The organism is Seonamhaeicola aphaedonensis (genome assembly GCF_003386195.1).
Lineage (GTDB): Bacteria > Bacteroidota > Bacteroidia > Flavobacteriales > Flavobacteriaceae > Seonamhaeicola > Seonamhaeicola aphaedonensis.
The window spans coordinates 321655-343364 of sequence record NZ_QRDX01000001.1 but is presented as its reverse complement, the minus strand read 5'-3'; the positions used below and the strand labels follow the sequence as shown (position 1 = coordinate 343364).

General features: G+C 34.1%; 18 protein-coding genes and 1 riboswitch. Of the genes, 14 read left to right on the top strand and 4 right to left on the bottom strand.

Annotated elements, in window-relative coordinates; genetic code table 11:
- Nucleotides 1-124: 124 nt before the first annotated feature.
- From epsC to DFQ02_RS01530, 7 genes are all read left to right on the top strand, one after another.
- Nucleotides 125-865, top strand: coding sequence for a serine O-acetyltransferase EpsC (gene epsC / locus DFQ02_RS01560; RefSeq protein ID WP_116039224.1), 741 nt, complete (start codon nucleotides 125-127; stop codon nucleotides 863-865).
- Nucleotides 852-1742 carry a cysteine synthase CysM gene (gene cysM / locus DFQ02_RS01555; protein ID WP_116039223.1) on the top strand — a complete coding sequence of 297 codons (891 nt, stop codon included), beginning with the start codon at nucleotides 852-854 and terminating at the stop codon, nucleotides 1740-1742. Before epsC ends, cysM begins: the two co-directional genes overlap by 14 nt.
- Nucleotides 1743-1830: 88 nt before the next feature.
- A riboswitch (SAM riboswitch) is annotated at nucleotides 1831-1935 on the top strand.
- Between the two features lie 126 nt (nucleotides 1936-2061).
- The gene (locus DFQ02_RS01550; protein WP_116039659.1) at nucleotides 2062-3063 is read left to right on the top strand and encodes a homocysteine S-methyltransferase family protein; all 1002 of its coding nucleotides are present in this window, start codon (nucleotides 2062-2064) and stop codon (nucleotides 3061-3063) included.
- 21 nt (nucleotides 3064-3084) lie between these two features.
- Nucleotides 3085-5757 carry a methionine synthase gene (gene metH, locus DFQ02_RS01545; RefSeq protein WP_116039222.1) on the top strand — a complete coding sequence of 891 codons (2673 nt, stop codon included), beginning with the start codon at nucleotides 3085-3087 and terminating at the stop codon, nucleotides 5755-5757.
- Between the two features lie 120 nt (nucleotides 5758-5877).
- Nucleotides 5878-6834, top strand: a complete 957-nt coding sequence (gene metF / locus DFQ02_RS01540) for a methylenetetrahydrofolate reductase [NAD(P)H] (protein ID WP_116039221.1) — start codon at nucleotides 5878-5880, stop codon at nucleotides 6832-6834.
- Nucleotides 6835-6870: 36 nt separating this feature from the next.
- Nucleotides 6871-7968 (top strand): acyloxyacyl hydrolase, encoded by a 1098-nt coding sequence (locus DFQ02_RS01535; protein ID WP_116039220.1) that lies wholly within the window; start codon nucleotides 6871-6873, stop codon nucleotides 7966-7968.
- Nucleotides 7965-8708: a head GIN domain-containing protein gene (locus tag DFQ02_RS01530; protein WP_116039219.1), complete on the top strand. Its 744-nt coding sequence runs from the start codon at nucleotides 7965-7967 to the stop codon at nucleotides 8706-8708. Before DFQ02_RS01535 ends, DFQ02_RS01530 begins: the two co-directional genes overlap by 4 nt.
- On the opposite strand, the gene DFQ02_RS01525 is transcribed toward DFQ02_RS01530, so the two are convergent.
- The 3 genes from DFQ02_RS01525 to gldA all read right to left on the bottom strand — a co-directional run bounded on the left by DFQ02_RS01525 (nucleotide 8679) and on the right by gldA (nucleotide 13087).
- Nucleotides 8679-9881, bottom strand: coding sequence for an acetate/propionate family kinase (locus DFQ02_RS01525; RefSeq protein WP_116039218.1), 1203 nt, complete (start codon nucleotides 9879-9881; stop codon nucleotides 8679-8681). The genes DFQ02_RS01530 and DFQ02_RS01525 overlap by 30 nt on opposite strands.
- A gap of 2 nt (nucleotides 9882-9883) precedes the next feature.
- On the bottom strand, nucleotides 9884-11974 hold the full coding sequence (gene pta, locus DFQ02_RS01520; RefSeq protein ID WP_116039217.1) for a phosphate acetyltransferase: 2091 nt from the start codon (nucleotides 11972-11974) through the stop codon (nucleotides 9884-9886).
- Nucleotides 11975-12190: 216 nt separating this feature from the next.
- Complete coding sequence (gene gldA / locus DFQ02_RS01515; protein ID WP_116039216.1) at nucleotides 12191-13087, bottom strand: gliding motility-associated ABC transporter ATP-binding subunit GldA; 897 nt, start codon at nucleotides 13085-13087, stop codon at nucleotides 12191-12193.
- A gap of 279 nt (nucleotides 13088-13366) precedes the next feature.
- Between gldA and DFQ02_RS01510 the strand changes: the two genes are divergently transcribed.
- The 4 genes from DFQ02_RS01510 (at nucleotide 13367) to DFQ02_RS01495 (ending at nucleotide 17365) form a co-directional block, all read left to right on the top strand.
- Nucleotides 13367-14194, top strand: a complete 828-nt coding sequence (locus tag DFQ02_RS01510; RefSeq protein ID WP_116039215.1) for a prephenate dehydratase — start codon at nucleotides 13367-13369, stop codon at nucleotides 14192-14194.
- Nucleotides 14191-15339: a pyridoxal phosphate-dependent aminotransferase gene (locus tag DFQ02_RS01505; protein WP_116039214.1), complete on the top strand. Its 1149-nt coding sequence runs from the start codon at nucleotides 14191-14193 to the stop codon at nucleotides 15337-15339. The genes DFQ02_RS01510 and DFQ02_RS01505 overlap by 4 nt, the downstream gene beginning before the upstream one ends.
- Before the next feature lies 1 nt (nucleotide 15340).
- The gene (locus DFQ02_RS01500; protein ID WP_116039213.1) at nucleotides 15341-16192 is read left to right on the top strand and encodes a prephenate dehydrogenase; all 852 of its coding nucleotides are present in this window, start codon (nucleotides 15341-15343) and stop codon (nucleotides 16190-16192) included.
- Between the two features lie 90 nt (nucleotides 16193-16282).
- Nucleotides 16283-17365 carry a bifunctional 3-deoxy-7-phosphoheptulonate synthase/chorismate mutase type II gene (locus tag DFQ02_RS01495; protein WP_116039212.1) on the top strand — a complete coding sequence of 361 codons (1083 nt, stop codon included), beginning with the start codon at nucleotides 16283-16285 and terminating at the stop codon, nucleotides 17363-17365.
- A 56-nt stretch (nucleotides 17366-17421) separates the two neighbouring features.
- On the opposite strand, the gene DFQ02_RS01490 is transcribed toward DFQ02_RS01495, so the two are convergent.
- Nucleotides 17422-18072: a hypothetical protein gene (locus tag DFQ02_RS01490; protein WP_116039658.1), complete on the bottom strand. Its 651-nt coding sequence runs from the start codon at nucleotides 18070-18072 to the stop codon at nucleotides 17422-17424.
- 89 nt (nucleotides 18073-18161) lie between these two features.
- Between DFQ02_RS01490 and rsgA the strand changes: the two genes are divergently transcribed.
- The 3 genes from rsgA (at nucleotide 18162) to DFQ02_RS01475 (ending at nucleotide 21707) form a co-directional block, all read left to right on the top strand.
- A complete protein-coding gene (gene rsgA / locus DFQ02_RS01485) occupies nucleotides 18162-19112 on the top strand; it encodes a ribosome small subunit-dependent GTPase A (protein WP_116039211.1) in 951 nt (316 codons plus the stop codon).
- Entirely contained in the window at nucleotides 19109-19561 is a 453-nt protein-coding gene (gene dtd, locus DFQ02_RS01480; RefSeq protein ID WP_116039210.1) for a D-aminoacyl-tRNA deacylase, read from the top strand. Before rsgA ends, dtd begins: the two co-directional genes overlap by 4 nt.
- Nucleotides 19562-19808: 247 nt before the next feature.
- Complete coding sequence (locus tag DFQ02_RS01475; protein ID WP_116039209.1) at nucleotides 19809-21707, top strand: DUF3857 domain-containing protein; 1899 nt, start codon at nucleotides 19809-19811, stop codon at nucleotides 21705-21707.
- Nucleotides 21708-21710: the final 3 nt, after the last annotated feature.

Below are 21710 nucleotides of genomic sequence, written 5' to 3'. Positions count from 1 at the left end.
TGCAATTACTATAGAACAATCCCGCGAAGTTTCTTTTAAACACGCGGGATTTAATGTTTAATATAGTTAGATTATTCGGGTTTTAATTTTATTTTTATCGAGTAAAAGACTAAAGAGGCAACTTATGAAAAGCTATAATGTTTGTTTAAAAGATACAGTCAAAATCTTTACCAAAAAATTGTTTTATTCTTTGTTTGATTGCGAGCAAGAAGAAGAGCACAGCATGTTTTTAGAACAGACTTTCATTAAAATTTTGTCGGTTTTAAAAATTGATGATGCTGAAAATATTTGGAAAAGCTTTAAAGCCGAGTTACCAGAAATTAGAGCAAAACTAGATTTGGATGCTGTTGCCTTCGAGAAAAATGACCCTGCATCACATTGTTTAGAAGAAATTTATTTGGCATATCCGGGATTTCATGCTATTTCAATTTATCGATTAAGTAATGCATTGTATAAGAGAGGTGTATATATTTTACCAAGGATGATGAGTGAATATATTCATGGTATTACAGGTATTGACATTCATCCAGGAGCTACAATAGGCGATTCATTTTATATAGACCATGGTACAGGAATTGTAATTGGAGAGACATCTATCATTGGTAAAGAAGTTAAAATATATCAAGGAGTTACTTTAGGAGGTATTTCGGTGTCAAAAAACTTGGCCAAAGTAAAACGTCACCCAACAATTGAAGACGGAGTGTGTATTTATGCCAATGCCACTATTTTAGGAGGTGATATAGTCATCGGTAAAAATAGTATTATTGGTGCTAATGTTTGGATAACCCAGTCAGTACCCGAAAATTCATTAGTGACCTATCAAACCGAAATAAAAATTAGACCCAAAAAAAATGGCATACGATAAAACAGTTTTAGATTACATAGGTAACACACCTTTGGTTGATGCGAGTCATTTAGTGAACAAAAAAGGTGTTAAGCTATTTTTAAAACTTGAAGGTAATAACCCTGGTGGTAGCGTAAAAGATAGACCTGCTTTTAACATGATTAATGAAGCGCTTAAGCGGGGTGATGTTAAAAAAGGAGGCACTTTAGTAGAAGCAACAAGTGGTAATACAGGTATTGCTTTAGCCTTAATAGCGAATCTTTTAGGTGTGAATATGGTGTTAATTATGCCTGAAAACTCAACAGAAGAACGGGTTAAAACGATGCGTGCTTATGGTGCTGAAGTGATTTTAACACCTGCTGATATTGGTATTGAAGGGTCAAGAGATTTAGCTTTTAAATTACGAGATGAAAAGGGATATGTGTTGTTAAATCAATTTGGGAATGATGATAATTGGAAAGCCCATTATAAAACCACTGGGCCTGAAATTTGGAAAGATACCACCGGAAGGATAACCCATTTTGTATCTGCCATGGGAACAACAGGCACCATTATGGGGGTTTCAACTTATTTAAAGGAAAAAAATGGAGATGTTACAATAGTTGGTGCTCAACCCGATGATAACTCAAGGATACCTGGTATTAGAAAATGGCCAGAGGAATATATTCCAAAATTCTTTGATAGAAGTAAAGTAGATCAAGTAATTGAAGTAACCGAAGCAGATGCCAAAGCAACCACCCAACGTTTGGCCAAAGAGGCAGGTGTTTTTGCAGGAATGAGTAGTGGTGGATCGGTATTTTGTGCGCTAAAACTAGCTGAATCTATTGATGCAGGAGTTATCGTCGCTATAATTTGTGATAGAGGTGATCGATACTTATCATCAACATTGTTTGAGTAACCACGGGAATTTTTAAAAATGATAGTGTAAAACAAAAATATAGTCATTATTTTTGTGCGCCAAAAGCTATAAGTTCATAAACGTAATAGTGTTATCAAGAAAGGTAGAGGGATTAGACCCAATGAAACCTTGGCAACCCTTTAACTTGTAAAGAAGGTGCTACGTTCTACCGCCTCTTCTGAATTTATAAAGCTGATTGTTTTCAGAATAATTTAGAAACTAAGCGGACAGATAACGAATAGTATTTTTACTTTTCTTGATGACATTTGTATATCCTGTAAGATTTCTGAGAATCTTGTAGGTGATTAATAAAGAGAAAATGTCAAAGATAAAACAAGCTTTAAAAGACCGTATTTTAGTGTTGGATGGTGCCATGGGTACCATGTTGCAAGCCTATAAATTTACGGAAGAAGATTTTAGAGGTGAACGCTTTAAGGACTATCCAATTCCACTTCAAGGGAATAACGACTTGTTATCTATAACACAGCCTGAAGCTATTAAAACAATTCACTCGAAATATTTTGAAGCTGGAGCAGATATTGTGGAAACCAATACATTTTCTGGTACAACTATAGCCATGGCTGATTACCAAATGGAAGATTTGGTTTATGAACTTAATTATGTGTCTGCTAAAATAGCTAAAGAGGTTGCAGAAGCGTTTACTAAAAAAGAGCCGAATAAACCACGGTTTGTAGCTGGCTCCATGGGACCCACGAACCGTACGGCAAGCATGTCTCCTGATGTGAATGATCCAGGATACAGAGCAGTAACTTTTGATGAATTACGAATAGCCTATAAACTACAAGCCGAGGCGCTAATTGATGGAGGAGCAGATTTATTATTGGTAGAAACAGTGTTTGATACTTTAAATGCCAAGGCAGCATTATTTGCTATTGAAGAGGTTAAAGAGGAAAGACATATTGAAATACCAGTAATGTTAAGTGGTACCATTACTGATGCCAGCGGGCGCACACTTTCAGGTCAAACGGCAGAGGCATTTTTAATTTCAGTATCACATATTCCATTATTATCGGTTGGGTTTAATTGTGCTTTAGGAGCTAATTTATTACAACCACATTTAGAGGCTATTGCTGGAAAAACAGATTTTGCGGTATCGGCACACCCAAATGCAGGTTTGCCAAATGCTTTTGGAGAATACGATGAAACACCAGAAGAAATGGGTGCGCAGATAGAAGAATATTTAAAAAAGAATTTAATCAATATAATTGGCGGTTGTTGTGGTACAACCCCAGCACATATCAAAGTGATTGCTGATATCGCTGCTAAATATAAACCGCGTCGTCATGCTGAACTTATTTGAGCATCACATTAAGATTTATTTATGAAAGTAAACCAAAGCAAATATATGAAGTTGTCTGGTTTAGAACCTTTGGTTTTAAACGAGAATAGCAATTTTATAAACATTGGCGAGCGTACTAATGTAGCTGGTTCTCGTAAATTTCTTCGATTGATTAAAGAAGAAAAATTTGATGAAGCCCTAGATATTGCACGTCACCAAGTAGATGGTGGTGCACAGATTATCGATATTAATATGGACGACGGACTTATTGATGGAAAAGAAGCTATGGTTAAGTTTTTAAACCTCATAGCTGCTGAACCTGACATTTGTAGAGTCCCAATTATGATTGATAGTTCTAAGTGGGAAATTATTGAGGCAGGACTTCAGGTTATTCAAGGCAAAGGGGTTGTGAATTCTATTTCGCTTAAAGAAGGAAAAGATAAATTTATTTGGGAAGCTACCCAAATAAAACGCTATGGAGCAGCAGTCATTGTGATGGCATTTGATGAGGTAGGGCAGGCTGATAACTATGAGCGTAGAATTGAAATTGCAGAACGTTCATATAGCATATTAGTTGATGAAGTTGGCTTTCCTTCAGAAGATATTATTTTCGATTTAAATGTGTTTCCTGTGGCTACAGGAATGGAAGAACATCGAAAAAATGCAATTGATTTTATTGAAGCTACCCGTTGGGTACGTCAAAATTTAGAAAATGCTAGTGTAAGCGGTGGTGTTAGTAATGTGTCCTTTTCTTTTAGAGGAAACAATATTGTAAGAGAAGCTATGCACTCTGTATTTTTATATCATGCTATTCAAGCAGGTATGAATATGGGTATTGTAAATCCGACCATGTTGGAGGTTTATGATGATATTCCCAAGGATTTATTAGAGCATGTTGAGGATGTTATTTTAGACAGACGTGATGATGCTACCGAACGCTTATTAGAATTTGCCGAAACCGTAAAAGGTACTAAAGTAGAAAAGGCAGCAGATTTATCTTGGAGAGAAAATTCATTACAGGATAGAATTACACATGCTTTAGTAAAGGGAATAGATGCATTTATAATTGAAGATGTTGAGGAAGCAAGACAAGCAGCTAATAGACCTTTAAATGTTATTGAAGGGCACTTAATGATAGGGATGAATGTAGTAGGTGATTTGTTTGGTGAAGGAAAAATGTTTTTACCACAAGTAGTAAAATCGGCTCGTGTAATGAAAAAGGCGGTAGCTTATTTAAATCCCTTTATAGAAGCTGGAAAATCTGAAGAGCAAAAGGCTTTAGGTAAAATATTAATGGCAACAGTAAAAGGTGATGTACACGATATTGGTAAAAATATTGTGAGTGTTGTTTTAGGCTGTAACAACTACGAAATTGTTGATTTAGGGGTGATGGTGCCACCGGAAAAAATTATTGAGACTGCCAAAAAAGAGAATGTTGATGCTATTGGTTTATCTGGTTTAATTACACCATCATTAGATGAAATGGTGTATTTGGCTAAGGAAATGGAACGCGAAAACATGCATATTCCATTACTAATTGGTGGGGCTACAACATCAAAAGCCCATACAGCTGTTAAGATTGATACGCAGTATAAAAATGCGGTAGTGCATGTAAATGATGCATCACGTGCTGTAACTGTTGTAGGAGATTTGTTAAATAAGCAAACTGCTAATGAATATGTAGCGAGGCTAAAGAAAGATTATGATGAATTTAGAACCAAGTTTTTGAAAAGGGGCAAAGAGAAATCATATATTTCTATTGAAGAAGCCAGAGAGCGAAAGTTTAAAATTGATTGGGGCAATGCCGACATTGTGAAGCCCAAGGAAATGGGGGTTCAAATGCTCAAGCAATTAAGCTTGAAAGAACTGTTGCCGTACATAGATTGGAGTCCGTTTTTTAGAAGTTGGGATTTACATGGAAGGTATCCTGATATTTTAGATGATGAGGTCGTTGGTGAACAGGCTAAACAATTATTTAATGATGCTCAAACAATGATTCATGATATCATTGCGAAACAATTATTAAAACCAAAAGCTGTTTTTGGATTGTTTGAAGCTAACAGTATAAATGACGACGATATTTCTGTAAAGAAAAAGGGTGAAGAAATAGCCGTATTTAGAACTTTACGTCAACAATTAAAAAAGCGCGAGGGACTACCTAACCTTGCCTTGGCAGATTTTATTGCACCTGAAAGTGAAGGAAAAAAGGATTATATTGGAGTATTTTGTGTAGCCATTTTTGGCGCTCAAGAATTAGCGGAAGACTATAAAAATAAAGATGATGATTACAGTGCTATTATGGCACAAGCTATTGCAGATAGGTTTGCAGAAGCCTTTGCAGAATATTTACATAAACAGGTAAGAACCAAACATTGGGGTTATGCCGAGGGTGAAGATTTAACTAATGATGAATTAATAAAGGAAACTTATAAAGGTATCCGTCCGGCGCCTGGTTATCCAGCATGTCCAGATCATTTAGAGAAAGAAACTATTTGGGAATTGCTTGAAGTTGAAAAAATTATTGGTGTAACGCTAACCGAGAGTTTAGCCATGTGGCCAGCAGCAGCGGTTTCAGGATATTACTTTGCTAATCCAGAAGCTAAATATTTTGGTTTAGGTAAAATTACCGATGACCAAGTAACCGATTATGCCCAAAGAAAAGGCATAACAAAAGATAAAGCAAGAAAGTGGTTACACCCTAATTTGGTAGAATAACCTGCGTTAGCGATTGGAGCAAACTACCGCGTAGTGCGAAAAGCGCGACCCACAGGGGAACGCCCAAATAAAAAATAATAAAAAAGATTCCTGCTTTTGCGGGAATGACAAAAGCCAGTTATGAAAGTAACAGACCATATAAAAGAAGCAAAGGGAAAAACATTGTTTTCGTTTGAGGTAATTCCACCTAAGAAGGGGAAAAATATTCAGGATTTATACAATAATATAGACCCATTAATGGAGTTTAATCCACCGTTTATAGATGTAACCACTTCTAGAGAGGAGTATGTTTATATTGATAAAGGCAACGGACTTTTAGATAAACGTATTACGCGTATGCGTCCTGGTACGGTGGGTATTTGTGCCTCTATTATGCACAAGTATCAAGTAGATGCTATCCCGCATTTGCTTTGCGGTGGTTTTACTAAAGAGGAAACCGAATATGTACTGGTAGATTGTCATTATTTAGGTCTAGACAATGTGATGGCTTTACGAGGAGATTCTATGAAAGATGAACCGTATTTTAAACCTGTAAAGGGAGGTCATGCTTATGCTTGTGACTTGGTGGAGCAAATAGCTAACTTAAATAGAGGTAAGTACCTTCATGATGATGTTGAAGTAGAGCATTATTCTGATTTTTGTATAGGTGTGGCGGGGTATCCGGAAAAACATATGGAAGCACCATCATTACAAACCGACTTGAAACGCTTGAAGCAAAAGGTTGATGCAGGAGCAGATTATGTGGTAACACAGATGTTCTTCGATAATCAGAAATATTTTGAGTTTGTTGAGAAAGCACGGAACATGGGAATAACAATCCCAATTATTCCAGGTATTAAACCAATTGCGGTTAAGCGTCATTTACAATTACTACCACAGGTATTTAAAATAGATTTACCTCAGGACCTAATCGATTCTGTAGAGGCTTGTAAAGATAATCAAGCGGTAAGGCAAGTAGGTATTGAATTTGCTATTCAACAATCTAAAGAGTTAAAAGAGGCTGGCGTACCGGTATTACACTATTACTCCATGGGTAAAAGCGATAATATAAAGGCAATAGCTTCCGCATTGTTTTAAATATTGTGTTACATTTGCGCTATAAGCAACCCATTAATGAGGCTTTTTTTAACCTGCTCTTTTATTGTTTGTTCTTCTGTTTCTTTTGCACAGGAAAATAAATATTCCTCTTATTTTGATGTTAATTACTTTAAGGGTAATATAGCACTTCATAACAACGATATTCTACACTTAATTCAAGGGCATCCCGAAGGTGTTATTTTAAGTTGGAATAAAAAAACCTTTGGTTATCAGGCGTGGGAGCAACGTTATAACTATCCAGATTATGGTCTTTCTTTTGCATACCAAAATTTAAAGAACAGTGTGCTAGGAAATAACTACTCAATTTATGCACATTATAATTTTTATTTTTTTAAAAGAAACTTGATGATGCGTGTTGGTCAGGGGTTAGCCTACACTACAAATCCCTATAATAGAGAAACTAATTTTAGAAATATTGCTTTTGGAACTAGGCTTATGAGTAGCACCTATGTCATGTTGAATTATAAGAAGGAACACCTTTTTGATAGATTTGGTTTGCAGGGAGGATTGTCTCTTATACATTATTCTAATGCTAATGTAAAGGCTCCAAACACGAGTATAAATTCGATGACTTTGAATTTGGGAATAACCTATAGTTTAGATAATGAGGATCCTGAATATCAGAGTTCTTTACAAGAGAATGATAATAAATTTGCAGAACCTCTAAAATACAATTTGGTTTTCCGTAGCGGGGTCAATGAAAGCGATATTGTAGGGAGTGGGCAGTTTCCATTTTATGTTTTTTCTGCTTATGCAGATAAACGAATTAATATTAAAAGTGCTTTGCAATTTGGTGCCGATGTGTTCTTTTCCAATTTCCTAAAGGAATATATTAAGTATAGGAGTGTTGCTTTTCCAAATGATAATTTGTCTGGTGACGAAGATTATAAACGTATTGGTATTTTTGCAGGTCATGAATTATTTGTAAATAAATTAAGTTTAATTACCCAACTGGGATACTATGTGTATTATCCGTTTGATTTTGAAGGGCAGACCTATGTTAGGGTTGGAATAAAGCGATATTTTGGCAGTAAGTGGTTTGGGGCATTGACACTAAAATCTCATGGTTTTAAAGCCGAAGCTGTGGAATTGGGAATAGGAATACGATTGTGAAAAAGTTACCATATATATTATTAATCGTTTTAATTTTTGCTTGTGATAGTGAGAATGCAAGTGATTGTTTTCAAAAAACAGGAAAGATTATTCAAGATGAAGTAGCGCTTGGTATCTTCAATAAAATTTTGGTTAATAGAGATATTGAACTAATTGTTAAAGAAGGCGCTCAAAAGGTTGTTATAGAAACAGGAGAAAATCTTATAAATGATATTACAGCTGTTGTAGTTGATAATCAATTGATATTAACAGACAATAACACTTGTAATTATGTTCGTAATTATGGTGTTACCAAAGTATATGTTACAGTCCCCAATATTAGTGAAATACGAAGTTCTACGCAGTACGATATTAGTTCTGAAGGTGTTTTAACGTATCCAGATTTAACTATCTTGTCTGAAGATTTTGGTGCTCCAGGTACTATTACAAACGGTAATTTTAGGCTGCAAATAGACAATAATAGCTTTAGATTAGTGTTTAATAACTTATCTAACTGTTTCGTTTCTGGTAACACTAATAATCTTCATGTTACCTTTGCATCAGGAAATGGACGTTTTGAAGGTGAAAATCTAAATGCACAAAACATTCAGATTTGGCATAGAGGAACTAATGACATGATTGTTAACCCAATGCAGCGTATTCAAGGAATAATTAGCAGTGTGGGTAATGTAATTTCTAAAAACAGACCTAACACAGTTATTGTGGAGGAACTATATAAGGGCCGATTGATTTTTGAATAAGGCTACAGATTGTTTTGCAATTTCCAACTCTTCATTGGTGGGGATTACCAGTATTTTAGTTAACCCAGTGTCTTTATTGATAGCTCTAATTTCATCAGAACGCACCTGATTTTTTTTGGTGTCTAATTCAATGCCTAAATAATCCAAATCTTTACAAACACGTTCCCGCATATCAGCAGAATTTTCTCCAATGCCAGCGGTAAATATAATGGCATCTAGTCCGTTCATAATGGCGGCATAACTACCAATATATTTTTTAATTCGGTAGGCGTTCATCTCTAAGGCTAGTATGCAATTTTTATTACCTTTTTCTGCCTCCTTTTGAATTTCACGTAAGTCACTATAACCAGTAAGACCAAGCATGCCACTTTGTTTTTGAAGCATGTTATTGATGTCTTTTAACTCAAACCCATGACGTTCGGCTAAATGAAAGATAACAGAGGGATCAATATCTCCAGAGCGAGTTCCCATAATAAGACCATTTACAGGTGAGAATCCTAATGAGTGATCAATACTTTTACCATTTTTAATAGCAGTCATACTACAACCATTACCTAAGTGAATTGAAATGATTTTTGAATCTTTTTTTCCGAGAAACTCAATAGCCTTTTCAGAAACGTACTTATGGCTTGTACCATGAAATCCGTAGAGGCGAATGTGATGTTTTTCTAAATATTCATTTGGAATAGCGTATTTATAAGCTTTTTCTGGAATAGACTGATGAAAAGCTGTATCAAAAACTGCTACCTGCTTAGCGTTTTTAAAGACTTCCTCAGCTACTTCAATACCTTCTAAATTTGCTGGATTGTGTAGGGGAGCTAAAGAGGATAATGCTTTAATTTTTTCTTTAACCTCATTAGTAATTACTGTGGTTTCACTAAAGTGTTTTCCACCATGAACCACTCTATGTCCCACAATAGTAATATCATCGGGAGATTGAATAACGCCAGTTTTATGGTCTAAAAGTTGTTCAGCAACTAGTTTTAATCCTTGTTTATGATTTTTAACCGGAGTTACTTTTTCTATGGTGTTACTATTTGTTTTAAATTTAAAAATGGCATCTTCAAAACCAATGCGTTCTATTTGTCCTGAACAAATAATACGTTCTTCTGGCATTGAGAATAATTGAAATTTCAATGATGAACTCCCGGAGTTTAATACTAATACTTCCATAGTTATAGATCTTGAGCTTGAATGGCTGTTATTATTACGGTGCTATAAATATCATCTGATGTACAGCCTCTACTTAAATCGTTAACAGGTTTGTTTAAACCTTGTAACATAGGACCAATTGCTAACGCACCTGTTTCTCGTTGTACTGCTTTATAAGTATTGTTTCCTGTATTTAAATCTGGGAAAATCAATACACTGGCTTCACCAGCCACTTCAGAATCTGGTAATTTGCTTTTTCCAATGCGCTTATCAACCGCAGCATCATATTGAATAGGACCTTCAATTTTTAATTCAGGGGCAATAGACTTGGCAATTTCTGTTGCTTTTCTAACTTTATCAACATCTTCACCTTTTCCAGAAGCTCCAGAGGAGTAAGACAACATGGCCACCTTAGGTTCAATACCAAAATCTAAAGCAGTTTTTGCAGATGAAATAGCTATTTCTGCTAATTGTTCAGCGTTTGGGTTTGGATTGATAGCACAGTCACCAAATATAGAAACACGATCTTCTAAACACATAAAAAACACCGATGATACAATGTTAACACCTGGTTTTGTTTTAATGAATTGAAGCGCGGGGCGCAATGTGTGTTGTGTGGTATGTGCAGCTCCAGAGACCATACCATCGGCATGACCTTTATGAATCATCATAGTTCCAAAGTATGATACGTCTTCCATCATATCTTGAGCCATTTGTCTATTTACGCCTTTGTGTTTTCTTAGTTCATAAAGGGTGTCTACGTAATCGTCAAAATGTTCTGATTGATTGGGGAATACTACGTTAACATCGTTTAAATCAAGTGGGATGTCATACTCTTCAATAAGCGATTGTATTTTTTCCTGTTCACCAATCAAGGTAATATCAACTACACGGGTATTTACTAATCTAGCCGTGGCCCTAAGTACGCGTTCGTCATAACCTTCTGGAAGTACAATGTGCTTTTTGTCTCTGAGTGCACTTTGTAATAAATTATATTGGAACATTCTTGGAGTGAATATATCCGATTTGAAAGTAATTAAACGTTCTGCCAACTTATCTGTATCAACATGATTTTCAAATGTTGAGATTGAAGTTCTAATTTTTTCAGAATTCTCAGCGTAAATTCTAGACTTCACTTTTCCAATGTCGTTGGCAACAGAGAATGTGCCTCCAGGAACACTAATAACAGGAACAACACTTGAAAGACCTTCAATGAGTTTTAGTATAGATTCTTCAGGAAGTAAACCACCTGTTAATACAATTCCTGAAATTTTTGGGTAATTTTTAGAGGCGTGCGCTTGTAAGGCACCTAGAATAATATCTGCCCTGTCACCTGAAGTTATAACAAGAGAACCATCTTTTAATTTGGTTAGATAATTTCTTAACTGCATGGTGCCAACCCCAAAATTTTCTACTTGGTTGTTAAGCATATCTTTTCCAAATAAAACTTTAGCATCTAATGCTTTAACAATTTCTTTCATGGTTGGGCTAGCTAAACTTCTAATTTTTGGAATAACCCTAATATCAGTTCCATTATGAATGCGTTCAGCTAGTTTAGACTTAAGTTCTTCAATATCTTCTTTGTTAATCTTATTAGCCATAATTGATAGCACATCTACCTCTTCTTTAAAGGTGTCATGAGCTAATTGAGCACTATCAACAATATCTTTCATGCTTTTACCATCACCATGTAAAACAATAATGACAGGTAATCCGAGGTTTTTAGATATTAACATGTTGATATCTAACTCTAAACTAGAGTTTTCATGAGAGAAGTCTGTTCCTTCTACCAGAACCAAATCAAAACGATCTTCCAATCGTTTGTATTTTTTAATAATCTCATCAATAACATCTCCAGATTTACCCTGATTGTAAAGGTCTAAAACTTCACTTCGGGTAAATGCGAATGTTTTTTTGTAGTTGATATCTATATCGAAATGAGAAATCACAGTGTTGATGTGATTGTCCATTTCTCCAACTTCAACATCTTCAATAATTGGCCTGAAGTAACCTACTTTTGCAGTCTTTCCTAAGAGCATACGCATGAGACCTAAGACTACAACCGATTTGCCACTATTAGACTCTATAGTGGCTACATAAATTCCTTTGCTCATTATACCTGTTTGTTGTTTACAAAGATACCTTATTAAATCCTGATTAATGAAGTACCCTTCCCTGTTTTACTTTGTTTTTAATACGGTACAAAATTAAAGCCTCAATATTGTTGTAAAGATGATTTTTGTCATGATTTTTAATAAAAACTAGATTGATTTTTTGGATTTGCTTTAGTATCAATAATCTAACTAATGTGTGAAAGAAGGTTTTTTTGTTTAAGACTGTGTTAGTTCTCTAAACAAACTTTCTAAACTTGCATTTTTTTGATTTAACTGAAGAATTTTTAGCTGGTTATCATGAGCAAAATCAAAAACATGAGAGCGCATGTCTTTTGAGGTAGAAAATGTAATTTCATAGACAAAATCATAAGTATTAATTACTTTTTTAACGTTTGGAAGTTGTTTTAAAAAGGCATCTTCTACTCTATAGTCAAACTCCACAATAACAGTTTGTTCTTTTTGCTTACGTAATTCAGATAATTTTTTGTCGGCAACCATGTTACCTTTATTAATAATGATAACGCGGTCACACATGGCCTCTACTTCTTGCATGATATGTGTAGAAAGAAAGACTGTTTTTTTCTGTCCAATGGTTTTAATAAGGTTTCTAATGTCAACCAGTTGGTTAGGGTCTAAACCCGTGGTAGGCTCATCTAAAATTAAAACATCAGGATTATGTAAAAGTGCTGTTGCTAATCCTATACGCTGGCGATACCCTTTAGAAAGTTGCCCTATTCTTTTATGAACTTCTGGGGTTAACCCTGTGAGTTCTATAACTTCATTGATACGCTCTTTAGGTACTTTGTAAATACCAGCATTGAACGAGAGGTACTCTTTAATATACATTTCTAAGTATAAAGGGTTGTGTTCTGGTAAGTAACCTACACTTAGTTGCACGTTTTCGGTTTCATTATGTATATCGTATTCATTAACTTTTGCGTTTCCAACGTCTGGTTTTACATAAGTGGTTAAAATTTTCATCATGGTAGATTTACCAGCGCCATTGGGGCCTAAAAAACCAACAATTTCGGGGTTGTCAACCTTAAAAGAAATGTTGTTTAAGGCTTTTTGATTACCGTAAAATTTAGAAATATTTTCAACCTTAATAGACATAATAAAAATTTCAGACAAAATTAAATGATTATCTAATGTAACCTAAGTTTTGCTATAAAATCACTAAAACTTCAAAAAAAACGATAAAAAATTAATTCTACAATTTTGATTTCTTAAAATATTAACTACTTTAGCCGCTGTAATTATGAGAACAACAGCAGTTTATACATATTTTGGCTTTTATTACTTCTTTTTTAGTTAAAGGAACGAGGCGTTATATGTATAAATTAAAACAATAAATTTAAATATAAGTCTCGGTGAAAATCGAGACTTTTTTTTATGATTAAAACGGTTGCCATACAAGGAGTAAAGGGGTCATTTCATCATATTGTGTCACAACAATTTTTTGATAAAACAGTTCATAATATTGAATGTTTAACTTTTGATGAGGTGGTTGATTCTTTAATTTCTGAAGAATCTGATGCAGCAATTATGGCCTTAGAAAATTCCATAGCTGGGTCTATTATTCCTAATTATGCATTAATTGATAAATATAATTTGCATATAGTAGGAGAACATTATGTTGATGTGCAGCATAATTTAATGGCCTTGTCTGGGCAAACTATTGAAGATATTAAAGAGGTGTATTCTCATCCTATGGCATTGTTGCAGTGTAAAGAATTCTTTAAACAATACCCACATATTAAGTTAGTAGAAGATAAGGATACTGCTGAGGTAGCTCAAAGAATTCAAGAAGGACAATTAAAAGGTATTGGTGCTATTGCTAGTGTTTTGGCAGCTGAGATTTTTGAACTGGATATTTTAGGAAAGAGCATTCAAACTATTAAACATAATGAAACACGCTTTGTAATTGTAAAGCGCACAAATTCTGAAGTACTTGAAAACGAAATTAATAAGGCATCTATTAAGTTTGAGGCAAATCATAAAAGAGGTAGTTTGGCAACTATTTTAAATGTGATGAGCGATTGTAAATTGAATTTAACTAAAATACAGTCGTTACCAATTATTGAAACACCTTGGAAATATGCCTTTTTTGTTGACGTTACTTTTAATGAATACGGTGATTTTAAAAAGGCAAAATCATTGATAGAAATAATGGCCGAAGGCCTTAAAGTGTTGGGTGAATATAAAAATGCCAAGTTATGATTGAAGTAGCAAACAGGTTGCATACCGTAGAAGAATACTACTTCTCAAGAAAACTTAGGGAGGTAAACCAAATGATAGCCAGTGGTAAGCAGGTCATTAATTTAGGTATAGGAAGCCCTGATATGCAACCGCCACAAAAGGTCATTGAAGCTATATCAAACAGCTTGAAAGATGCTAGTGCTCATAAATACCAGAGTTATCAAGGGTTGCCAGAACTAAGAGAAGCCATGGCAACATTTTATAAAGAACATTTTGCGGTAAGCTTAAATCCTAATTCTGAGATTCTTCCATTAATGGGTAGTAAAGAAGGGATTATGCATATCTCTATGGCTTTCTTAAATGAAGGTGATGAAGTTTTAATTCCAAATCCCGGTTATCCAACATATCAATCAGTTACTAGGTTGGTGGGAGCTAAAACAGTATTTTATAATTTAGATGCTTCTAATAACTGGCTGCCGGATATTGATGCGCTTCAAAGTTTAGATTTGAGCAAAGTAAAGCTAATGTGGATTAATTACCCACATATGCCAACTGGGGCACAGCCTTCAAAAATAGCTTTTAAGAGTTTAGTGGCTTTCGCAAAGCAGCATAATATCTTAATTGTTAACGACAATCCTTACAGTTTTGTGCTTAATGATAACCCCATGAGCATCCTTAATATAGAAGGTGCTAAAGAGGTTTGTTTGGAGTTGAATTCATTGAGTAAAACTTTTAATATGGCAGGATGGCGTGTAGGCATGGTTCTAGGACATAGTGAGCTTATAAGTAATGTGCTTAAGGTTAAAAGTAATATGGATTCTGGTATGTTTTACGGTATTCAAAAAGGTGCTATTCAAGCATTGAAATGCTCTAAAATGTGGTATGTTACTTTGAATAGTGTTTATAAAAAGCGCCGTGATTTAATCTGGAAACTAGCCGATGCACTTCATTGTACATACGATAAAAATGCAACGGGTATGTTTGTTTGGGCTAAATTGTCAGCAAACCAGAAGTCTGAGGAATTTATAGATACGGTGTTGAAAAACAATCATATTTTTATTACACCAGGCACTATTTTTGGTAGTCAAGGTGAAGGTTACATTAGGTTTTCGCTTTGTGCGTCTCTAGAAGATATTGAGGAATGTATAGCAAGAATTACTAAGTAGCATGAAGAATATTTACTTTATAGGCATAGGGTTAATAGGAGGTAGTCTTGCTAAAGATATCAAGCAGCAAAACCCTAATGTGGTTATCCATGGTATTAGTAGAAAGGATTCAACATTAGAGGAGGCATTAGATTTAGGGCTGATTGATAAGAAAGCAACTTTAGATGATATTGTCAAGGCAGATTTGGTTATTGTATCCATTCCTGTTGATGCTACTGTAAAATTATTGCCAGCCATTTTAGATAAGATTTCTGATAACGCATTGGTAATAGATGCTGGTTCCACTAAGCAAGCTATTTGTAAAGTGGTTGAAAACCATCCCAAGCGAAGAAATTTTTTAGCGGCACATCCCATTGCGGGTACTGAGCACTCTGGCCCAAGTGCTGCTATTAGTGGATTATTTGAAGGTAAAACCAACATCATTTGTGAGGTAGAGAAAACGGCGTTCAAACTTCAGGAAAAAGCACTAGAGATTTTTAAATCTCTGGGAATGCGCATTCGATATATGAATCCTGAAGCACATGACAAACATATTGCTTATGTGTCACATTTATCACATATAAGCTCTTTCATGTTAGGGAAGACAGTTATTGAAAAAGAAAAAAATGAGCGTGATATCTTTGATATGGCCGGTAGTGGATTTGCTTCAACAGTAAGGCTTGCTAAAAGTTCGCCAGAAATGTGGACGCCCATTTTTAAACAGAATAAAGACAATGTTATAGAAACATTAAACGAGTATATAAATAACCTTACTCATTTTAAAGAGTTGATGAAAAAAGATGATTTTGAAGCTATTTATAATGAGATGAAGGATACCAATCATATTAAAGACATATTAAACGGAATTAATTAACACAAAAAACAATAATAAAATCCCAAATTCCAAAAAGCATTTTAAGGTATTGGATTTTGGAATTTAAAGCTTGAAATTTTATCAAAAATTATGGAAAACAACAAAGAAATGAGAGCATGGTTAGATGATTTGAAGTTAAACCATCCACTAGTAATTGCAGGCCCTTGTAGTGCCGAGACCGAAGAACAGGTTTTAAAAATAGCTCACGAGCTTAAAGATACTGATGTAAATTATTTTAGAGCAGGTATTTGGAAACCAAGAACAAGACCTGGTATGTTTGAAGGTGTTGGTGCACTAGGTTTAAAGTGGTTACAAAAAGTAAAGGCCGAAACGGGTATGAAGGTATGTACAGAGGTAGCCAATGCAGCACATGTAAAATTAGCTTTAGAGCATGATATTGATATGCTTTGGATTGGGGCGCGTTCTACAGTGTCTCCATTTATAATGCAGGAAATTGCAGATGCACTAGAAGGAACAGAAAAACCAGTTTTAATCAAAAACCCTGTAAACCCAGATTTAGCATTATGGTTAGGAGGTATTGAAAGAATTTATAGTTCTGGTGTTAAAAACATTGGAGCTATCCATAGAGGTTTTTCTACCTATGAGAAAACCAAATTCAGAAACAATCCAGAATGGCAAATGGCTATTGAGTTTCAAAATAAATTTCCAGACATCCCGTTAATTAATGACCCATCGCATATTACAGGAAAAAGAGATATGGTTTTTGATATCTCTCAAATTGCTTTAGATCTTAATTTTGATGGTTTAATGATTGAAACACATCACGATCCTGAAAATGCATGGAGTGACGCCTCTCAACAAGTCACTCCAAATATGTTAATACAAATGATGCGCGATTTAAAAGTGAAAAAGGAAGCAGATCCTGAAGCAGAATACAATAGTAAATTAGATAATCTGAGAGCGCAAATTGATGTTATTGATAATCAAATTATTGATATGCTTGGTAAGCGTATGCAAGCTTCAGATGGCATTGGTAAACTTAAAAAAGAGAAAAATGTTGCGGTATTACAAAGTAAACGTTGGAACGAAATTTTAGGTAGAATGGTACTGGAAGGTCAAGATCATGGTTTAAGTGAAGAGTTTGTTTTGAAAATGTTTAAAGCTATTCACCAAGAATCTATCAATCATCAAGAGAAGATCATAAACGGATAATTATTTTACATATAAACAGAAAGAAAAGCCTCACTTAAGTGAGGCTTTTTGTTATTCTAATCGTTTTTTGTGTAGGATAATCTTCTCGAAGCTTTTCTCATTAAAATATTTATTAAATCTTCTGGACTACTACCAATTGAACCTCTAACTTTTTTATTGTAATTCCACAATAAAACGCCATCCTCAGCATTGTGTACACTCATGTTAATAATGGCACTATTGGTACTTCCCCAAAATCCAACAAGTAAACCAAGTGCAACTGATGCTCCTTCTGACATTGGTTTGTTAGTTTCATATTCTCCCGAGATTACGGCATCAACTTTAAGTATTGTGGCTAATTCTTGAGGAGTGAACTCTGTAATATTAGCATAACTAATATCATTTCTTTTCAGTAAAGCTGTTGTGACTTTTGGATCTTGAACTTCTAAAGTTTGAAGTTTTCCTCTTTTCTTTCTTTTTAAAAACCAAGAATACATTGCTGTTTGGATACTTTCTCCTTCAGATTTTTCAATTCTAAATAGCTTTTCATCCGTAATATCCTTCATTTGCTTCGGTCTTAGTTTTACTTGTGTTTTAAAAGGTATTACAGCAATGATTTTATGTGACTTAGCTATCTTGTCAAATTCGGGGTTTTCATAAAGGTTGGTTTGAGATTTAACATTTAATGAAATGGTAAATAACAGAATTAAGAATAATAATTTTTTCATGTTGGTGTTTTTTTTAAAAAATTCAAACACCAATATAAACTTATTCTTACTAAAAAAAACGGATAATTTAATTTATTTTTGAATTGAATATGACAGGACTTGTTTATAAATCTACAGGAAGTTGGTACACTGTAAGAACACAGTTAGGAGACACTTACCAATGCCGTATTAAAGGTAAATTCAGAATTAAAGGTATTAAAAGTACTAATCCCATTGCTGTTGGAGATATAGTAGATTTTGAATTAGAAAAAGTAAATGATGTTGAGTCTGGAATTATACACAACATTCACGATAGAAAAAATTACATAGTCCGTAAATCTGTAAACCTGTCAAAACAAACGCATATCATTGCGGCAAACTTGGATCAGGTTTTTTTAATGATAACCATTAACAACCCGCCAACCTTAACCAGTTTTATAGATCGGTTTTTGGTAACTGCCGAAGCCTATTCCATAAAAACCGTTTTACTGTTTAATAAAATTGATACTTATGATGAGGAAAGCCTTTTAGAGGTGAAATATTTAGCACATGTTTACCGAAAAATAGGGTATGAATGTATTGGTGTGTCAGCTAAAACAGGAAAAAATATTGATAAGGTAAAAGCCTTAATGAAAGACAAAGTAAGTATGTTTTCTGGTCATTCAGGAGTTGGTAAATCAACTTTGGTAAATGCCATTCAACCAGATTTGAATTTAAAGACAAAAGAGATTTCAACCTTGCATATGCAAGGGCAACATACTACAACATTTGCTGAAATGTATGATCTTGATGCTAATGCAAAAATTATAGACACACCTGGTATTAAAGGTTTTGGAGTGGTAGATATGGATAAAGAAGAAGTAGGAGACTATTTTCCTGAAATATTTGCCCTAAAACAAGATTGTAAATTTAATAATTGTTTACACATACAAGAACCCAAGTGTGCCGTAAAAAAAGCACTTGATAAGGAGGAAATAGCTTTTTCTAGATACCGCAGTTATTTGCAAATTCTACAAGGAGATGATGACAATTATAGAACCGATAATTGGGAGGTAGAATGAAGGTAGTATTACAAAGGGTATCTAAAGCCAGTGTAACCATAGGAAAAGAAATTCCTGCTGTTATTGGGCATGGTCTTTTAATTTTATTGGGGATAGTAGAAGATGATACTCAAGAGGATATAAATTGGCTAACAAACAAAATTGTAAACCTTCGCATTTTTGGTGACAACAATGGACTTATGAATAGGTCTGTTAAAGATGTGAGTGGAGATATTATCGTTGTGAGTCAATTTACCCTACATGCACTTACCAAAAAGGGAAACAGGCCAAGCTATATTAAAGCAGCCAAACCAGATATTGCAGTACCATTGTATGAAAACTTTATCAAGCAATTAGAAACAGATTTGGGAAAAAAAGTACAGACTGGTCAATTTGGAGCTATGATGGAAGTAGGTTTGGTTAATGATGGGCCAGTAACCATTATTATTGATTCTAAAGATAGAGAATAGATGGAGATACTTACCGCATTAATTCCTAGATTTTCAATTTGTTAACTATTTTGAATTATACTTTTCTAATACCATTATTACAATCAATCAAACAGATCTTTTGTTTTCATTTTATTTTCTTATATATTGTGTAGGATTTTTAGTTTAACACTAAAGATCTAATGCTAACTAACAAACCTGATTTTTCTCATGATTTTTTGAGAATTATTATAATACATTTAACCAACAAAAACTATCAACTTACTTTATGAGAGTTAAATTATTTACAAGTGTTTTGCTTGTAACACTAAGCGTTTTTTCACAAAAAAATATCAGCTTAACCATTCCCAATAATCTTAAGGAAAATGCCAATGCTGTAGTCAGAGAACAAAGTGTTGATATAACTTTAAGGTCTTCAAGTGAAATGCATGTCATTCAAAAACGTGTAGTTACAGTGCTTAACAAACAAGGAAATGATAATGTAGATGCTTATTTATATTATGATGATAATAAGAGAATCATTAGTCTAGAAGCTTTAGTTTTTGATGCTTTTGGTAGGCAAACTAAAAAGATAAAGAAGAAAGATTTTAAAGATGTTAGTGCTGTGGATGGTGGAACTTTGTACTCAGATTCAAGATTGAAATATTTAGAATATACACCCATAAGTTATCCTTATACCATAGAGGTTTCATGTGAGTATGTAGATGAAAATACGGCATTTATTGAATCTTTTTACCCACTTAATGATTATTATTTAAGTGTAGAGAAAAGCTCATATAGTATAAGTTATCCTTCAGATATTCAAGTTAGGACTAAAGAATTAAACCTCAATGATATAAACTTAGAAAAAGTTGAACTGGATAATTACTTGTCATTTAAGGTAAAGGATATAGAGGCTATTAAACCCGAAGATTTTAGTCCGTCACTTTCTGCAATATTACCAAGGATTTTAGTGGCGTCCAATGATTTTACTTTAGAGGGTGTAAGTGCCCATGTAGAAAATTGGGAAGATTTTGGAAAGTGGATGTACCATGACTTAATAAAAGATACTCAGGATTTGCCACAAAGTACATTAGAAGAAATACAAAGTCTGGTTGTTGAAGCTAAAAGTGATGTTGAGAAAGCAAAAATAGTATATCAATATGTTCAAGATAAGGTGCGCTACATTAGTGTGCAAGTGGGTATTGGTGGTTGGAAACCTTTTAATGTTTCGAAAGTAGATGAACTTGGTTATGGAGACTGTAAAGCGTTAACCAATTACACCATGGCGCTTTTAAAAGCCGTAGGGGTAGACTCATATTTCACCGTTTTGTATGCTAGAAGTTCGCAAAGAAGTATGGAGAGTGACTTTGCTTCTATGCAAGGAAATCATGCCATACTAAACATACCTCAAGAAAACGGCGAAGATATATGGCTAGAGTGTACCAGCCAGAAATTACCATTTGGTTTTATTGGTGATTTTACTGACGATAGAGATGTACTTGTAATTACCCCCGACGGTGGTAAAATTGAACATACAACAAAATACGAAGTGGATGAAAGTCTTCAAACCATAAAAGGCCTATGTAATATTTCAAATGAAGGTTCAATAGAAGCTAAGGTAACAGTGGTTTCAAGAGGCATTCAATATGATGATAAATATTTATTGGAAACTGAAACGAGTAGAGATTTAGATACGCATTACAAAAAACATTGGGGTTATATTAACGGGCTTAGTATTGACAATATTGAGATTAATAATGACAGAAATAATATTGAGTTTATTGAAGATATAAGCTTTAGTGCATCAAACTATTCCAAAATTGTAGGAGACCGGATGCTTTTAACCCTAAATGCCTTAAACAGAAATAGACATATTCCAGATAGATATAGATCCAGAAAATTGCCACTTCACATAAAAAGGGGTTTTAAAGATGTTGACACAGTAGAGATTAAACTACCAAGTGATTATAAAATTGAATCTCAGCCAGAAAATGTTTTGATAGAAAATAAATATGGTAGTTACAAAATGGAATTAAATGTTAAGGATGAAAACACTTTAATATACAACAGGGAGTTTACCATCGCAGATGGATATTTTCCAAAAGAAGATTATAAAGCCTTTAGAGACTTTTATAAAGAGGTTTCAAAACAAGACAACGCCAAAATAGCATTAATTAAAAAATAATAT

Excerpts from the sequence above, each read along its gene's own strand:
- pta (WP_116039217.1), bottom strand. The coding sequence starts at position 11,974 with ATGAGCAAAGGAATTTATGTAGCCACTATAGAGTCTAATAGTGGCAAA.
- DFQ02_RS01500 (WP_116039213.1), top strand. The coding sequence starts at position 15,341 with ATGAAGAATATTTACTTTATAGGCATAGGGTTAATAGGAGGTAGTCTT.
- metF (WP_116039221.1), top strand. The coding sequence starts at position 5,878 with ATGAAAGTAACAGACCATATAAAAGAAGCAAAGGGAAAAACATTGTTT.
- gldA (WP_116039216.1), bottom strand. The coding sequence starts at position 13,087 with ATGTCTATTAAGGTTGAAAATATTTCTAAATTTTACGGTAATCAAAAA.
- DFQ02_RS01550 (WP_116039659.1), top strand. The coding sequence starts at position 2,062 with ATGTCAAAGATAAAACAAGCTTTAAAAGACCGTATTTTAGTGTTGGAT.
- metH (WP_116039222.1), top strand. The coding sequence starts at position 3,085 with ATGAAAGTAAACCAAAGCAAATATATGAAGTTGTCTGGTTTAGAACCT.
- dtd (WP_116039210.1), top strand. The coding sequence starts at position 19,109 with ATGAAGGTAGTATTACAAAGGGTATCTAAAGCCAGTGTAACCATAGGA.
- DFQ02_RS01490 (WP_116039658.1), bottom strand. The coding sequence starts at position 18,072 with ATGAAAAAATTATTATTCTTAATTCTGTTATTTACCATTTCATTAAAT.
- DFQ02_RS01475 (WP_116039209.1), top strand. The coding sequence starts at position 19,809 with ATGAGAGTTAAATTATTTACAAGTGTTTTGCTTGTAACACTAAGCGTT.
- cysM (WP_116039223.1), top strand. The coding sequence starts at position 852 with ATGGCATACGATAAAACAGTTTTAGATTACATAGGTAACACACCTTTG.
- DFQ02_RS01505 (WP_116039214.1), top strand. The coding sequence starts at position 14,191 with ATGATTGAAGTAGCAAACAGGTTGCATACCGTAGAAGAATACTACTTC.
- epsC (WP_116039224.1), top strand. The coding sequence starts at position 125 with ATGAAAAGCTATAATGTTTGTTTAAAAGATACAGTCAAAATCTTTACC.
- DFQ02_RS01510 (WP_116039215.1), top strand. The coding sequence starts at position 13,367 with ATGATTAAAACGGTTGCCATACAAGGAGTAAAGGGGTCATTTCATCAT.
- DFQ02_RS01525 (WP_116039218.1), bottom strand. The coding sequence starts at position 9,881 with ATGGAAGTATTAGTATTAAACTCCGGGAGTTCATCATTGAAATTTCAA.
- DFQ02_RS01495 (WP_116039212.1), top strand. The coding sequence starts at position 16,283 with ATGGAAAACAACAAAGAAATGAGAGCATGGTTAGATGATTTGAAGTTA.
- rsgA (WP_116039211.1), top strand. The coding sequence starts at position 18,162 with ATGACAGGACTTGTTTATAAATCTACAGGAAGTTGGTACACTGTAAGA.
- DFQ02_RS01535 (WP_116039220.1), top strand. The coding sequence starts at position 6,871 with ATGAGGCTTTTTTTAACCTGCTCTTTTATTGTTTGTTCTTCTGTTTCT.